The 16,284-nt window shown below is 32.9% G+C and carries 17 protein-coding genes and 1 pseudogene; 9 read left to right on the forward strand and 9 right to left on the reverse strand.

Going from position 1 to position 16,284, the window contains the following annotated elements; all coding sequences use genetic code 11:
- The first annotated feature begins 44 nt into the window (after nucleotides 1-44).
- From M1D73_RS17895 to M1D73_RS17915, 5 genes are all read left to right on the forward strand, one after another.
- Nucleotides 45-389, forward strand: a complete 345-nt coding sequence (locus tag M1D73_RS17895; protein WP_000571870.1) for an ArsR/SmtB family transcription factor — start codon at nucleotides 45-47, stop codon at nucleotides 387-389.
- Between the two features lie 18 nt (nucleotides 390-407).
- Nucleotides 408-1,406, forward strand: a complete 999-nt coding sequence (locus tag M1D73_RS17900) for an NADP-dependent oxidoreductase (protein WP_000646436.1) — start codon at nucleotides 408-410, stop codon at nucleotides 1,404-1,406.
- Nucleotides 1,407-1,584: 178 nt separating this feature from the next.
- Nucleotides 1,585-3,051, forward strand: a complete 1,467-nt coding sequence (locus M1D73_RS17905) for a protein adenylyltransferase SelO (protein WP_098212543.1) — start codon at nucleotides 1,585-1,587, stop codon at nucleotides 3,049-3,051.
- Nucleotides 3,052-3,306: 255 nt separating this feature from the next.
- Nucleotides 3,307-4,401 (forward strand): response regulator aspartate phosphatase, encoded by a 1,095-nt coding sequence (locus M1D73_RS17910; RefSeq protein ID WP_016125000.1) that lies wholly within the window; start codon nucleotides 3,307-3,309, stop codon nucleotides 4,399-4,401.
- Nucleotides 4,401-4,610, forward strand: a complete 210-nt coding sequence (locus M1D73_RS17915; protein WP_000721430.1) for a hypothetical protein — start codon at nucleotides 4,401-4,403, stop codon at nucleotides 4,608-4,610. The genes M1D73_RS17910 and M1D73_RS17915 overlap by 1 nt, the downstream gene beginning before the upstream one ends.
- A gap of 73 nt (nucleotides 4,611-4,683) precedes the next feature.
- Here M1D73_RS17915 and M1D73_RS17920 read toward each other — a convergent pair whose 3' ends face one another.
- From M1D73_RS17920 to M1D73_RS17945, 6 genes and pseudogenes are all read right to left on the reverse strand, one after another.
- Nucleotides 4,684-5,283 carry an FMN-binding negative transcriptional regulator gene (locus tag M1D73_RS17920; protein WP_000275841.1) on the reverse strand — a complete coding sequence of 200 codons (600 nt, stop codon included), beginning with the start codon at nucleotides 5,281-5,283 and terminating at the stop codon, nucleotides 4,684-4,686.
- Nucleotides 5,284-5,424: 141 nt separating this feature from the next.
- Nucleotides 5,425-5,952 (reverse strand): GrpB family protein, encoded by a 528-nt coding sequence (locus tag M1D73_RS17925; protein ID WP_098212542.1) that lies wholly within the window; start codon nucleotides 5,950-5,952, stop codon nucleotides 5,425-5,427.
- A gap of 23 nt (nucleotides 5,953-5,975) precedes the next feature.
- Nucleotides 5,976-6,323: a DUF4260 domain-containing protein gene (locus tag M1D73_RS17930; RefSeq protein WP_098212541.1), complete on the reverse strand. Its 348-nt coding sequence runs from the start codon at nucleotides 6,321-6,323 to the stop codon at nucleotides 5,976-5,978.
- Between the two features lie 12 nt (nucleotides 6,324-6,335).
- Nucleotides 6,336-6,479, reverse strand: a pseudogene (locus M1D73_RS17935) (bile acid:sodium symporter family protein); the annotation flags it as partial.
- 50 nt (nucleotides 6,480-6,529) lie between these two features.
- On the reverse strand, nucleotides 6,530-7,921 hold the full coding sequence (locus M1D73_RS17940) for an FAD-binding oxidoreductase (protein WP_071741077.1): 1,392 nt from the start codon (nucleotides 7,919-7,921) through the stop codon (nucleotides 6,530-6,532).
- A gap of 126 nt (nucleotides 7,922-8,047) precedes the next feature.
- Nucleotides 8,048-8,446, reverse strand: coding sequence for a DUF2871 family protein (locus M1D73_RS17945; RefSeq protein WP_000737896.1), 399 nt, complete (start codon nucleotides 8,444-8,446; stop codon nucleotides 8,048-8,050).
- A 255-nt stretch (nucleotides 8,447-8,701) separates the two neighbouring features.
- Here M1D73_RS17945 and M1D73_RS17950 point away from each other — a divergent pair, with 255 nt between their 5' ends.
- Nucleotides 8,702-9,205, forward strand: a complete 504-nt coding sequence (locus tag M1D73_RS17950) for a GNAT family N-acetyltransferase (protein ID WP_000636203.1) — start codon at nucleotides 8,702-8,704, stop codon at nucleotides 9,203-9,205.
- Nucleotides 9,206-9,407: 202 nt separating this feature from the next.
- Nucleotides 9,408-9,590 (forward strand): hypothetical protein, encoded by a 183-nt coding sequence (locus M1D73_RS17955; protein WP_000437513.1) that lies wholly within the window; start codon nucleotides 9,408-9,410, stop codon nucleotides 9,588-9,590.
- Between the two features lie 204 nt (nucleotides 9,591-9,794).
- On the opposite strand, the gene M1D73_RS17960 is transcribed toward M1D73_RS17955, so the two are convergent.
- Nucleotides 9,795-9,977, reverse strand: a complete 183-nt coding sequence (locus tag M1D73_RS17960; protein WP_002000399.1) for a DUF5065 family protein — start codon at nucleotides 9,975-9,977, stop codon at nucleotides 9,795-9,797.
- Nucleotides 9,978-10,476: 499 nt separating this feature from the next.
- Here M1D73_RS17960 and pssA point away from each other — a divergent pair, with 499 nt between their 5' ends.
- A complete protein-coding gene (gene pssA / locus M1D73_RS17965) occupies nucleotides 10,477-10,968 on the forward strand; it encodes a CDP-diacylglycerol--serine O-phosphatidyltransferase (protein WP_000483086.1) in 492 nt (163 codons plus the stop codon).
- A gap of 617 nt (nucleotides 10,969-11,585) precedes the next feature.
- Here pssA and M1D73_RS17970 read toward each other — a convergent pair.
- Nucleotides 11,586-13,022: an MBL fold metallo-hydrolase gene (locus M1D73_RS17970; RefSeq protein ID WP_121868214.1), complete on the reverse strand. Its 1,437-nt coding sequence runs from the start codon at nucleotides 13,020-13,022 to the stop codon at nucleotides 11,586-11,588.
- Between the two features lie 66 nt (nucleotides 13,023-13,088).
- Nucleotides 13,089-14,288 carry an FAD/NAD(P)-binding oxidoreductase gene (locus M1D73_RS17975; protein ID WP_000857313.1) on the reverse strand — a complete coding sequence of 400 codons (1,200 nt, stop codon included), beginning with the start codon at nucleotides 14,286-14,288 and terminating at the stop codon, nucleotides 13,089-13,091.
- A 1,060-nt stretch (nucleotides 14,289-15,348) separates the two neighbouring features.
- On the opposite strand from M1D73_RS17975, the gene M1D73_RS17980 reads away from it, so the two are divergent.
- Nucleotides 15,349-16,023 carry a papain-like cysteine peptidase gene (locus M1D73_RS17980; RefSeq protein WP_001047153.1) on the forward strand — a complete coding sequence of 225 codons (675 nt, stop codon included), beginning with the start codon at nucleotides 15,349-15,351 and terminating at the stop codon, nucleotides 16,021-16,023.
- Nucleotides 16,024-16,284: the final 261 nt, after the last annotated feature.

Here is a 16,284-nt window from a genome sequence, read left to right on the forward strand (position 1 = left end):
TGGTTCATCATCTTAAACCTTTCGACTAATTACCTGGAGGCAAAGTGATTGAAATGAATAAACAAGAACAATTAAATATTATAAAAAAAGATTTTATTGATTCTCAAAAAGTATTATTGGCAATTGGTGATGAAACGCGTCAAGCTATTTTATTAGTGCTAATGGAAACGGAATGTCAAACAGGATTACGTGTAGGAGAAATCACGAAGCAAACACACCTTTCCCGTCCAGCAGTATCACATCACCTTAAGATTTTACGAGAAGCTGGCATTATTTTAATGAGAAAAGAAGGTACAAAGAATTTTTATTATATTGATATACGTACAAAATTAGGTTTATTAAAAAATCTTGTATTAGATATTGAGAAGCTATTGCAGAACTTTTATTAAAACTTGGAGGTATAAGAAATGAAAGCAATGATAATTGATAGATATGGAAAAGTCCCAATGCGTATGGCAGAGGTACCTACTCCTGAAATAAATGAGTATGAAGTGCTCGCAGAAATTCATGCAGCTAGCATTAACCCAATTGATTTTAAAATACGCGACGGAAAAGTAAAAATGTTACTGAAATATGAAATGCCCCTAATCCTTGGGAATGACTTTGCCGGTGTCATCACGAAGGTTGGATCAAAAGTAACTCGTTTTAAAGTTGGTGATGAAATATATGCTCGTCCAAGAAAAAATAAGATTGGTACTTTCGCGGAGTATATAGCCATTCATGAAGATGATATAGCTTTAAAACCGAAAAATTTAAGTTTTGAGGAAGCTGCTTCGATTCCACTCGTTGGCTTAACATCATATCAAGCATTACATGACATCATGCAATTACAAAAAGGACAAAAGATTTTAATTCACGCCGGATCCGGTGGTGTTGGTACTTTCGCTATTCAGCTAGCAAAAATAATGGGTGCCATTGTTACAACGACTGCTAGTGAAGCTGGTGCGAATTTAGTAACGTCTCTTGGCGCAGATGAAATTATTAATTACAAAACAGAGAAATTTGAAGATATACTAAAAAATTATGATGCCGTATTTGATACAATCGGCGGTGCAACACTTGAAAAATCATTCAATATTATAAAAAGGGGAGGAAACATTGTTTCCGTTTCAGGCATGCCGAATGCTCGCTTCGGTAAAGAATTTGGTTCAGGATTCTTTAAAACTCTCTTATTTTCATTAGCCAGCAAAAAACTTACTGCACTTGAAAAAAAGCATAATGCTCAATATTCATTTTTATTTATGAAGCCAAGTGGGGATCAATTACGTACTATTGCAAACTATATTGAAGCTGGTGAAATCAAACCGGTAATCGATCGAGTTTTCCCTTTTGAAGATGCGCAAAAAGCAATGGAATATTCCGAGGCTGGAAGAGCAAAAGGAAAAATAATTGTAAAAATTAAATAATAATAAAACCTCCATTTTCTTAAAATGGAGGTTTTAAATTTGCTGTTAAATAGACATAGTGCAATGAAGTCCTTACAATAGATTGCAAGGGGAAATATTATATTATACTTTTAGTTAACTTTACAAAGAATACATACGTACAAATACATAATTTAAAATACAAAAAGGAGGAGATACAATGACTAAAAATAATGAAACAGGTTGGAATTTAGATAATAGTTATACGACTTTACCACAATCATTTTATACAGAAATCCCCCCTACTCCCGTAAGTTCACCGGAGTTAGTTAAACTAAACCATTCATTAGCGATATCTCTTGGCTTAACCCCTGAAGAACTGAAAAAGGAAGCTGAAATTGCCATTTTCGCTGGTAATGCACTCCCAGAAGGAGCTCATCCATTAGCTCAAGCATATGCTGGTCATCAATTCGGACATTTTAATATGTTAGGCGACGGTCGTGCTCTTTTAATTGGCGAACAAATTACTCCTTCAGGTGAGCGTTTCGATATTCAACTGAAAGGTTCTGGCCCTACTCCCTATTCACGCCGAGGAGATGGCCGTGCTGCACTCGGTCCGATGCTACGTGAATATATTATTAGCGAAGCAATGTATGCACTCGATATTCCGACTACTCGCAGTTTAGCAGTTGTTACAACCGGTGAACCAACCTATCGTGAAACAAAGTTACCTGGAGCAATTTTAACTAGAGTAGCTAGTAGCCATATTCGCGTCGGTACATTTCAATATGCTGCAGCTCGTGGTTCAATAGAGGACCTGAAATCACTAGCTGACTATACGATAAAAAGGCATTACCCAGAAATTGAATCTCATGAAAACCGATATACTGCATTACTACAAGAAGTCATTAAAAGACAAGCCAGTCTTATCGCAAAATGGCAACTTGTTGGATTTATTCACGGCGTAATGAACACTGACAATATAACGATCAGTGGCGAAACAATTGATTACGGTCCTTGTGCATTTATGGACAATTACGACCAAGGAACTGTATTTAGCTCTATTGACACACAAGGTCGTTATGCATATGGAAATCAACCATATATGGCCGCATGGGATCTAGCACGACTAGCTGAATCTTTAATACCAATTCTGCACGAAGATGAAGAAGAAGCATTAAAAATCGCTCAAGACGAAATTTCGAAATTTAGCGTACAGTATGAAAAACAGTGGTTCCTTGGAATGAAAAAGAAATTAGGACTATTTAGCAACGAAGAACAAGATCAATCACTTATTGAGCAACTTTTAAAAATGATGGAGAAATATAAAGCGGATTATACAAATACATTCCGTTCATTAACTCTTGATGCTATCGAAAATACAGCTCTATTTGAAAGTCCTGAATTTAAAGAATGGTACAAACTGTGGCAATCTCGATTAGAAAGACAAGAACAATCAAAAGAAAACGCCTACGAGATGATGAAAAATAATAACCCATCAATCATCCCGAGGAACCACCGTGTAGAAGAAGCACTAGAAGCAGCTGTTACAAATGACGACTATAGCGTAATGGAGCAACTTCTTGAAGCTTTATCAAACCCTTATGCGTATTCTACAGATCAAGAAGAATACTGCATTCCGCCTACACCGACGAATCGCCCTTATCGTACTTTTTGTGGGACTTGATTGTTTAATATGTAAAAAGGTGCGTTCATATAATTTGTGTGAACGCACCCTTTTTATATCCCCCCACTCAACTAAAACTTTAAAATGCACATCCCCCGATGCCATTTCTTTAATCCAAAACAAATTCTACACTATTCCAATAGACTTACTCGTAAGCTTGTTAAACAAATATTGAGAAATATAAAACATCATTTCTAAATATTTTTATTTTTGATACTATATTTTATAAGAATATTCAAAAAGTGAGGGGATTTCATGAACGTTCAACTACAAGGTAATGAACAAATTACAAAATTATTTAATGACTGGTATAGAGCTATGTTACAGCATCAAACTACCCATGCAACAAAAATAAAAAAAGATATTGAAAATACCATCTCTAATTCAGAAGAAGATACAAACCTACAATTGTATTATTCACTTTTTAATTTCAGATACAAAATCTTAACAGATGGTTTAAATATTAATAAAGATGATTTTAATAAAATTGATTCTTTCCCACTTCCAGAGAATGGGCTATTTTCTTATTATTATCATTTTTTTAAGGCTATTCACAATACAATTATTGGAAACTACAATGCAGCAAAACACCTTTTCGAGAACGCTAAAAAGCTGCTAATACACGTATCTGACGAACTAGAGAATGCTGAATTTAACTACCGCTTAGCTGCCTATTATTATCAAACATATCAACCACTAGTAGCAATCCAATCTGCAAATGAAGCTAAAGCGATTTTTTCAAAACATATAAACTGTGAAATTAATGTTGCTTTGTGTGATAACATCTTTGGTTTATCTTGTATTGATTTAAAACAGTTTGAACAAGCTGAAATTAGACTTGATTCAGCATTAAATATTCTACAGAAGTATTCAGAGGAGACTTTATCATTAAGAGTACGACATAATTTAGCTTGGCTATATGCAAGTCAAAACCTTTCAGAGTTAGCAATGCGTCATATTTCAGAGGTTACAACTAAGCAACCAAATCACTTTAAAGCACTTTTTGTTGAAGCACGTGAATACTACAAGCTTGGAGAATATACCCAGGCTAAAGAACTTATAAAAAAAGGATTAAACATCTCAAATAAACTAGAAAACAAAGAGTTTCAATATCGTTTCATGATTTTAAGAGAACTAAATAATAAAACTTCTATAAATGATTTAGAAATGATAATTTTGGAAGGAATTTCTTACTTTAAAACAGAAAACCTTTGGGAATGTATACAAGAGTACACTGATGTTCTAGCAAATATGTTTTATGAAAAAGAAGACCATATAAAAGCTAGTCAATACTTTTACATGGCCAATCAAGCAAGAAAAAAACATGAAGAAAAGGGAGCTTTGATATAATGAAAAAGATTAAATTGAGCATCATTGGCTTAGCTGTTATTAGCATCACAACTCTTGGGTTAAGCTTCACCTCAGAAACACCGAAAACACAGTTAGGATATGTAGCATTAAACATTGGGGACACCCCTGCACCACAAAGACCTGACCTTGTTCAATCTATTGACGTAAGTAAAGACTACAACTCAACAACAACTGAAAAAGCACTTTAAAAAATGAAAGACCTTCAATTAAGAAGGTCTTTTTAAATACGCTTATTTAGAATATTTCCCTTTCATGTAGGCTTTATTTTCTCATCAACTCCGCAATCCTCTTACTCTCCTCACTACCAACTTTCTCAAGTTTCTCCACAACTAAATTCCGTCTCTCTACAGAATGATTTTGACTTAACTTCGCTTTTCCTTCTATTTTATTTATCTTTATTTTGAATCCAACTATTCCCTTACTTAATCCTCCCATATAATTTGGATCTACATCATTAAGTGAGTAGGTGCTCTCTGGATCTTCATATTTATTTACTAAATCTTGAAGAGAATCTACTAATGTCTTCTCATCCTCAACAATTTCTAATTCACCATATACATGCACTGCAACGTAATTCCATGTTGGTACTGCATTGTTTGTTTCATACCATAACGGAGAGATGTAACTATGTGGTCCTTGAAATATAGCTAGTACTTGCTGAGTCCCAATATCTTTCCACTGTTCATTCGGCCGTGCGAAGTGACCATGTAAAGTAAGGGTCTCCCTATTTAATAACAACGGCAAGTGCGTTGCATATGGTTCTCCGTTATGTTGAGAAAATAATGTCCCAAAGCTATTTTGTTCCATTATTTCGTACTTCATCTCTTCATCTTGTATTACGAAATATTTTGGTATGTACATAAGCTCCCTCTTTTCCGCTCTTTTCTATTTTATTTCCTATTATATTTAGTAACCGCATCAATCAACAGGGCCAGTTTGTATTTGTTTTATAATGGCAGCTTTCTATTTCAAAACAATAGGCAGCATGTATTCCATGCTACCTTAGTTTATTTTTTCTAATATATTTGTAATAAATACGGTCTTACCCTCAATATAACTAGATCGTTTTTTCGACTCTCTTGCTAACTCTTCCTTCAAGTTTCCATACTCATTAGCTACTTCAGTATGTTCACGAAGGTAATCTTGAAACGCTATATGCCTTCTCAATTCTTCACTATTTTTATCACACACATATAAATGATGTTCCATCCAAACTGTATTTCCCTCGTTCCATGGAACGAACGTATCCTTTCTTCCAAACGCCTCTCTTCCTTTAAAGCTCCATTCTAACTGATGATAGTATCCTATCGCTTCAAACTTTGTTACTACTTCAGGAAAGATTTCATAATCTTCTATTACGATATCAATATCTAATATTGGTTTTGCTACAAGTCCTTTAATAGATGTACTCCCAACATGTTCAATGGATAAAATGCGGTCTTCCATTACATCGTTAATGAAAGTGTGTAGCTTATTAAATTCACTTTCCCATTGGATGTTATACCCTTCGATAGTAATTCTCTGTTTCAAAGTATCCCTCTCCTCAAAAGCAACTATAACCTCTGAATATGAGTATCCTTAAAATCCGTCTCATATTTCAATCCATATCCAAACATTCGATCCATTCCAATATGTGCTGTCCATATTAAGCCAATCATTATAACGGTATCTATCTTAAAATAGACACCTATTAGAACAATTAATATGGATATGATATATGTATGACATACGTTATATATTTTCGCACCAACGTGATTATTGATCCCATACGCTAACATGGAGAAATCCGGCGCTAAAAGGAATACAAAAAATATAATCCAACTAAACTCATATATTGAATACATATAAATCGTGGCTAAAAATACAACCGTTCCTTCAAAATGTACAATACGTTTTTGCATTATTTATCATTCCTATTTTTCTATATTTATTAATACATTTTCATCGCTGAAAGTATTCTTTGCATTTTTTGACCAGATGGTTGCTAATATTGGCCCTGCAATGTTATGCCATACTGCCGCTAATACACTTGGGAGTGCAGCAGCCGGTCCAAAATGCAAAATACTTTCCAGCTATATTACTTATCGCTTCTAGTACTTTCATCCACTCAGCCCCTATCTTTTAATTGAAACACCTTATTCGGATTCAAAATATTTTGCGGATCAAGAGCTTTCTTTATTTTCTCCATTACAAATAATGCCGCCCCATGTTCTTCTTCTTGATACTTTCGTTTTCCGATTCCAACGCCATGTTCTCCTGTACACGTTCCTCCTCGTTTAAGAGCATACAAAACGATACTTTCGTTTATTTCGTCTGCCTTCTTTACTTCCTCTTTATCATTTGTGTCAATCATTAAGAGTACATGGAAATTCCCATCTCCAACATGACCTAGAATACCGCCAATAAGCCCTACTTTATCTAATACCTCTTTCGCATGTTGAATCGCTCCAGCTAATTCCGAAATTGGCACACATACGTCTGTACTCATTAGCTTTTTACCAGGATAACTATGCACGTAAGAGTACGCTAAGTTATGTCTTGCATCCCACAGTTTATTTCTCGCTGCTGTTTCCATCTCAAATGCAATTTCTATACATTTATGATCAAGAACGATTTCTTTCGTAAATTCAATATCTTGCTTTAACCCTGCTTCATTACCGTGAAACTCTAAAAACAGTGTCGGTTCTTCTCTGTAACTTGTTTCATTGTAATGATTTACTTGTTTCATAGATAATTCATCAACGAGTTCAATTCTCGCGATTGGAATACCTGCCTGTAATATGTTAATTACAGCTTCTACTGCATCATTTATAGTTGGAAACGATGCCCTCGCAGCCATAACATGTTCTGGTATACCGTATACTTTTAAAGTTAACTCCGTGAAACATCCAAGTGTTCCTTCTGAGCCTACGAAAATACCATTTAAATGATAACCTGATGATGACTTCGCCGCTAAATTCCCGGTATGTATTACTTCTCCATCAGCAAGAACGACTTCTAAATCTCGGACTTGATCACGCATTACTCCATACTTTACCGCTGTCGTTCCGCTCGCATTTGTAGCAGCCATTCCTCCTAACGTTGCATCAGCTCCTGGGTCTACACTAAAAAATAATCCATACTTTTTCAATTCTTTATTAAGCTGAGAGCGCGTCACCCCTGGCTGTACTCTCACAAGAAAATCCTTTCCTCTTATTTCAAGTATTTTGTTCATAAGAGAAAAGTCCATTGTAATTCCTTTTTCGTAAGGAATTACATGTCCCTCTAAACTGGACCCTACTCCAAATGGAACGACAGCTGTTCCGTGCTGACTCGCTATTTTCATTATCGCGCTAACTTCTTCGGTCGTTTTTGGAAAAACAACTACATCAGGTAAACTACTAACATGGTAAGATTCATCTTTACTATGTAACTCTCGTACTGTCATATTTATTACTACTCGATCTTCAGGAAGTATGCCTTTTAATTCATTTACTACATGTTCAATTGTTATTTCCATAATCAACTCTCCTTTTTAAATTTAAAACAAGTATACCATCTTTATACAAAATAATTAGAAAAATGAGATTTTTAAACCTAAACATACAAAAAAGAACCTGCAGCACACGCTACAAGTTCTTTTCCACTACATTTTAAACGATTTCTTTATTAACAACATAAACCAAATTAAAGTAACTGCCATCAACGAATGAGAAAATCCTACAATATAAGTTAACCCTTTAAAGTCAGCTCCATTTAACTGAAGAAGCCCTCTCGCTGCTAGCGAACCTAACATTAATGTTAATGCAATGTTATGTAAAACAAACCACTTATTAAACCCTTGCACTTCATGAAACGCGAATACTTTTGCTAATCCTAAAGCAATTAAAAAGAAGAAAAAGCCAAGTACAAGTGTATGTGTATGCAAAAGATTTAACAAAGTAGATCCTAAAATCCCTTTATACTTACCATACTCCCTAGCGAAAATCCCTGATAATAAACCGATAATCAAATACGTAAACGATGCATTATATAATTTCTTCATTATGTACCTCCTTGAGTAGAATGTGTAGTGTGTCATATTTAGTAATAATGATAGTTATATAGTAAAAACTCCTAGTCACCTAGGAGTCATTGTATAAGCATCTCACTCTTTACAATCAATCCTAATTATAAAATATCTCTCTATACAAAACAAACGAACTTTATGTGAACAAACAAAGCTCCATTAAAATATGTTGCACTTTTGTTTTACACAATCCATACTAATTGTTATAACTTTTTAAAGGTGGTGTAATAATTGATAGTTCTTGAAACCGAACGTCTTAACCTTCGTTGGTTTGATATAAAAGACGCTCCTTTTATTCTTGAGTTAGTAAACGATCCTGCATGGATTCAGTTTATCGGTGACAAAGGAGTTAGAAACTTAGAAGATGCAAAAAATTATATTGTAAACGGTCCCATCGATATGTATAACAAACTCGGATTTGGCCTTTACTTAGTAGAACGAAAAGAAGATCTCACTCCACTTGGTATGTGTGGCCTTATTAAAAGAGATTCATTAGAAGATGTTGATATCGGATTTGCCTTTTTAGAGACATTCCGTTCACAAGGATACGGCTACGAGTCAGCTTCTGCGATAATCGAATACGGTGTACAAAAGCTCAACATGAAACGAATTGTAGCAATTACTTCTATAGATAACATCGCCTCAGGAAAGCTTTTAGAAAAAGTAGGATTACGATTTGAGAAAATCATTTCAGATTCAGGAGAAGATTTAAAATTATTTGGGTATAACGCATAGTAAAGAAGGTCGCCGTGAATGGTGACCTTCTTTACTATTTTACTGATCTCGTCATAATACTTTTAGTTCCATTATAGTTTTGCAGTAATTCTTGTGATTACTACTATGCCTTTCATATCACATTTTTTGGAAATTCATAGAAATAAAACTTTCACATTTAAATAAATTATATTAATATATCAAATAAAGGAAGTGAGAATAAATGGAACAACCTCTATTTTTATTAGTTCTTCAATTCATTGCATTCATATTAATCATTTGTATCGTATATGGAATGTTGTACAATACCGTATTAAATTTAAATATGCCTAAATGGACTGCACATATAGTAGCTACGGTCTTTTCCCTTGGTATTACCTATCAAGCTTTTATAAATTTTATTTGAAAAACTTTTGTAGCAATTACTTCTATTGTTGATGCAGTAAAGCTTTTAGAAAAAGCAGGATTGCAATTTGAGAGGGTTATTTCAAGATCAGAAAACGTAACCATTTTTTATAAAGTCTTTCCAGCGCAAAATAGTGAAGAAGTTAGTTCCGCTGAAAGTGTGTTTGCATAAAAAGAAATGAATTTAATTGATGCTACAAAAATTTTATTTTAATTCTGGTTCTATTGTTTGGAATCGTTCTAGGGTACCATTTGTGTGGACTTTAAAAATTTTCATTTGCGCACCAAAATGTTGCGTTAAGTAAAATGTATCACCAGTTATTAAATTTCCAATCTTCCAATCAGGTTGATATGTACTTTCCATGGAACTTTCTAAATCCCCAATCATTATTAAATTGATATATAATGAAGATGAACTACTCAACATTTTCGTTAAAGATAGTCTATCAACCTCTAACTACCTAATGAACTCAAGTAAACACATCTTCAGTCATTTTAAGAGGTACAAAAGGCAACCTTTCGGGTGATTTTTGTATAAAAATTCTATTTTTTATATTCGATACCAACCACGAACCTTTTTAAAATAATAGTATCATTATGTCTCCTTTTTAGAGATTATTTTTAATTACCTTGAATTTTTGCACCAGAACCGGAAAATCCCTGACTACTCGAAATATCAACTATCAGGTGCTAATATTCAATAACGCGTACTGAAAATGATTAAACATTTTTATAAACCAGTGGAACATTTAAGAAATCAATTTTTCTCTTATCGAAATTTAATTAGCTTACAGTAATACAGTGGTCATATATTTTTAAGAATAACGGAAGAATATATAGAAATTGCTACAGAAATGTGAAGTTTAATTAATTTAGGAGGAACAAACTTGTTTAATCAGCTTGTAAAAGTTATACCGAATTTATTTACGGTTGGAAATTTATTGTGCGGTGTTTTCTCAATCACCTTGAATATGAGTGAATATTTAGGAGCAGCCTCCATTCTCATTTTCTTTTCAGCTGTTTTAGATTTTCTTGATGGAAGAATTGCAAGAAAATTAAAAGTGAACAGTGAGTTTGGCGTAGAATTGGATTCCTTAGCTGATATTGTTAGTTTCGGCGTCGCTCCTGCGCTTTTATTTCATACGATAGCAACACCTTCTATTTTAACTTCTTTGGCATTTATCCTATTCCCAACAATGGGTGCTTTAAGATTAGCAAAATTTAGTATTAAACCAACTATTGGATATTTTAAGGGATTACCTATTCCAGCTGCAGGATTATCATTGGCTGGTATGGCATTGTTTTCATATGGTAATGCATGGATTACTTTAATCCTCGCCCTCTTAATGGTAAGTCCCATTAGGTTTAAAAAATTTTAATGAAGGTCACGCCCAACGCCATTAAGGAGCATTTTAAATGGATTTAACGCGTCAATAAGTATAAAAAAGCGGGACAATAATATTAAATTAGGTGCCCTTCGAAAAATTAAAACCTTGTATTTATGGCTATTGGGTTAATCCATCGATATGTTATTCTGAAACGTCAGTCCACTTTTAACAGGAGCTCCCTTTATCAAGAGAGCTCCTGTTCTTATTTCTTCTTCTTTTCTGTCGGTTGGCTTTGTTTAGCAAAATTAGATGAATCATCAAAATTCGGTTGCTTTTTACCAGCATTATTACTTCTACCTTTTCCCATATGTAATGCACCTCCCCTCCCCCTTACTATTCCCAATAAAAAAATTCTCTTGCATCCAAGAGAATTTTAAATTGGGTTCTTATTGATAATACCTAAGTACTTCCAACACTGCCATTCCATAAAAGATGGATCCAATGTTAAATTATTTAATGCTAAAACAAATATTACATTTTCATATTTAACTGGATAATCAATTAATAATCCTAATGTATTTCCTGAATCTGCGACAATTATGATTCCCTTTTCTAACACGTCATCTATAACTTCTTTTAATTATTCTTACCTAGCATATAATATTTTCCTACACATTGAGATTGCATGTTGTATAAGGAAGCCCTTCTTCTTTCCATGCAAGAAATCCTCCCTTTAAATTCACTACTTCCTTTATACCAGCTCTTTGTAAAATACTAGCTGCTATAGCGGAACGTAATCCGGTTCGACATTGCAAAACTATTGGAAAATCTTTCGGTATATAATCTAGTTGTTCAAATAGATTACCTAAAGTGATATGTATTGCATCATGAAGGTGTCCTTCCTCCCACTCTTTTTTACTACGCACATCGATAACCTTAACGCTTCCAGCTTTTATATGCGGATATAATTCAATCGATGTTCTTTCTTTGTAACTTTCAAATCTATCAAGTCTTTGTATTACTTTTAAGGGTGCAAAAGCAATAATATTATCTAACCCAATAGATTCAAATTCTCTAATAACTGCCTCTACTTTAACCTTTTCCTCATCTAGAATTATTAAAGTTTCTTTTTTATAATCTAATAACCATCCACACCAAGTTGTGAAAGAATTGTTATAAGGTATGTTAATTGACTTCTCGATATGACCTGCAGCAAAACTCTCTACATCCCTTATATCAACTATTTGATAAACGCTCTTCAAAATTTCTTGAAGTTCTTCTACTGTATTAATAGCAGTACTTTTTCTCTTCTTACGAATTGGCGGACCATACTTATTTAAATTCTTCATTAATGAAAAATACTTTGGAGGCTCTGGCTGTCCCGTCAATAAAGTCGATATAAAATCACTTTCTTCATTACACCGAAATGCCCAATTGAACATCTTTTCATAACCTAATGTAGAAGTTGGAATTGCTCCTAATGCTTTTCCACATGCGCTTCCCGCACCATGTGATGGCCATATTTGCAAATAATCAGGAAGTATTTTTATTTTTTGTATAGAATCAAATAATTGTTTCGCTCCTATTTTTGCAGTATCTTTAATACCGACTGCAGTTTCTAATAAATCCGGTCTTCCTATATCTCCTACAAATATAAAATCACCTGTGAATATTCCTATCGGTTTATCATTCGTATAATTATTTTGACTTGTATCAGTTACTAAAAAAGAAATACTTTCAGGCGTATGCCCTGGGGTGTGAATTACATTAAATTTTATATGACCTACTTTAAACTCTGTGCCCTCTCTAACCAATTTGTATCGACCTTCGTTAAGATATTGATATTTCCAATCACAATCTCCTTCATCAGATACATATAAATTTACATGGTAAAGATTAGAAAGTTCTCTAGACCCAGAAAGAAAATCAGCATGAATATGAGTCTCAGCCGCAGCAATTACTTCCATCCCCTCTTTCTTAGCAAATTCTATATATTGTTCTATATAGCGACTAGGATCAATAACGATTGCTACGCCTTCTTTCTGACAACCGACTAAATAGGAAGCATGTGCTAATTTTTCATCATAAAAATATTTTAAAAGCATAGCTATTCCCTCCAATTAGTTATTTCAAATTAATTTTCAATTTTTGTAACCACTTTTTATCTTCTCCTATAGAATCCCTTTCAACATTAAATTCCAATACATATATGGCAACATATATCTTTTAAGTAAAAACATACTATACCGTTCTTTCGCTTGATTAAATGGAAACGTTTCTTGAGGCTCATGTTCATAGTTAAATTCAGCAAGTATAAGACTTTTATATCCTGTAACAATCGGACATGATGTATATCCATCATATTTAGCCTGTAAATCTCTTCCGCTAAGTACGTCCATAATATTTTGTTTTAAGACGGGTATTTGTTTTCGAATTGCTGCTCCAGTTTTAGAGGTAGGTAAATTGGTACAATCTCCAAGTCCAAAAATATTTTTATATTGCACATGCTGCAAAGTATAAGGGCTTATATCTACCCACCCCTGATGATCACTTATCTCACTCTCTTTAATAAAATTAGGTGGCCCCATTGGCGGAACAACATGTATCATACTATATGGTACGGTTTCTCTTTTTAGTGTTTGCGTATCTTCAAAAATTGCCTCTCTCTTTTCGGCGATAATTTCCACTAGATTTTTATTATAATTCGTTATAATTTGCTTTCTTTCTAGTACTTGTTCTAAAGTATTTGCATATCGTGGAACCTGAAATATGTTATTGTTTGCAGAATAAAATATTACTTTACTTCTGTTTCTTACACCACTATTACAAAAATACTCCTCTGCTAAGTACATAATTTTTTGTGGAGCACCACCGCATTTAATAGGAGTATTAGGGTGGGTAAAAAGCGCATTTCCTCCTTTAAATTTTTCGATTTCTCTCCAAGTAGAATCAACATATGTATAAGAATAATTGCTACATACCCCATTAGTGCCAATAGACTCTTTTAAGCCTTTAATACTGTCCCAATTTATTTGGATACCAGCTGCTACAATAAGAATTTCATACTCAAGTAGCAGTCCGTCATCTAAAAGTATCTTATTTTCAGATGGAAATAACTCAACAACACTTTTAGGGATCCACGTTGCCCCTTTTGGAATAAGCGATTCCTGATTACGCATCGTACTTTCCTTTGAAACAATTCCTCCCCCCACTAAACTCCATAGTGGCTGAAAGTAATGTTTTTTTGATGGATCAATAATTGCTATACTTTCTTTCAATAGGGGTACATTTCGTAATAAATGTGCAGTAGAAGATAGTCCTGCTGTCCCAGCACCAATTACAATAATTTTATAACTATCTCTGGTCTTCATTATCCTCTTCCTATCTAAAATTGATTTTTAAATTAACTAATTAGTAGCCATTTTTTCATCGTAGTAACATGATTATAAGTTAAAAACATCATAGTTTTATCTGATTTAAATGAAAATTTTGTTAATTTCACCATCAACATTACTATATGCGTAAATCCCCTATGTTACTTCCATATTTTAGTTTTAATATTAAAATTAAATATTATTATATAAAATAAAAATAATGCATTAAAATACTTTTCATGAATCCGGATAAGTAATGTTTAAAAAACAACATCTAACATCTTAGATGTTAAAATAAACAAATTCACATACTTCACAAATATGAAAAGTATTAAATATCGCTTAAGTTTCGTTACCTTTTTCTGTATATATTGATAAAAAATTGTGAAATTTTATCGCATTATGCAAGACATTTAATATCAAATATATTACTTTTACTATGAACTAAATGGTTTATAGGGCTTTTCTAAATAAACAAGGTGCTAAATTAATTCTTAAGAAGCCATTATCATTGCATTTATCTAAAAATTTAAAAAATATATGCAGATGGATATCATCTTAAATACATATATAATTACCTTTAATTTTTTGACACGATTTCACATAATTCTTAAACTGATTTTTTTGCGTGCATTATGAAAAAAATGCACCGTGTCAGTCTTTAAAAGATTATATATCATAACTTTAAGAGAGGCAGGAAAACTATGAAGATGAAAAGAAAAATCTACTGGTTAAATGCTAGCCAATAGATTTTTCTTTTTTATCTAAGGATTCTTTTAAAAGAACAACAATTTTACTACAGTAATCAAGAACAGGTTTCTAAATTAAGTTACTGGAGAATATATAACTCTGGCGCAATATCCCTACCAGCTTTCATTCCAATAATAACTCCATGATATAACGTCAAAGATGAAATCCCTCAACTTAGGTATTTGACTTTTTAAATTTATACAAATGTCTTAGCTCTATGTACTGTGATATATAGGTCCACATCAATATGTTATTGCATCATATACTGAACAGATAATTTAAATTACTTTTATAAAGGATGATGAGGATGAACCTAGAAGATATACAAAAATCCTATGGCGTAATTGTAAGTTTAGGAGGATTGTGTCAAGTCACCAACCAAATCAAAAGACACAATTTAAGAACATTTTCTGGACCTTTAGATTGGTTTTATTATCCATCACTTTCAGATGTAAACAGATTACTTCAAAATCGATTTAAAAAATTCATGAAGTTGGAAAATATGGTTATAGAAGGTTCAGAAAGTTACGGTCTTATTGAATCAGAATTTGATAATCAAATTAAATGGGCAGAACGAATTACCTACTGTATAAAGGACACTTATTATAATTGTTTTTCAATGCATGATTTTCCTATTAATTCCGAAAAGGATTTGAAATCAACCTATCCTTCTTTTAAAGCTAAATTAGACACTAGAATTAATCGATTCCTTGAAAAAATAAATAGTAGTGAATCCATTTTATTCATTAGAATTTGGGGAAATCGAGATGAAGCGGTTGAATTACAAAACGTATTATCTAAAATTACAAATAAGGATTTTAATATTCTTATTGTTAATTTCAAGGAGGGTATATCTAATATTGTTGAACAAAATTGGGGAATATCGAGGGTTTGTTCAATTGAACTCCCACGTTATCAGGATAGATGGGAAGGTGATGATTCCGATTGGGATGTTATTTTAAACAAAATAACATTAACTTAATAATTTTCTTCTTACTTTTAACATGATTTGGCCCGTAAAATCAAATAGGTGTAGAAAAATAAAATTCCTGTCTAATTGATACACACTTAATTAACAAAACGTTCATATAATAATTCGTAAGTCCTTCTTTATTGAATAAATAGTTCTTTACAAAATTAGTTCCATCACTAGAGCACCTTTATGCGGTGCTCTTTTTTGAATTTATAAAATGTAAAAATAGTTGTTCCATTTTCCTTTAAATGGCTAATTCCCTTTGTTATT

This window comes from Bacillus sp. PK3-067, from assembly GCF_056738645.1.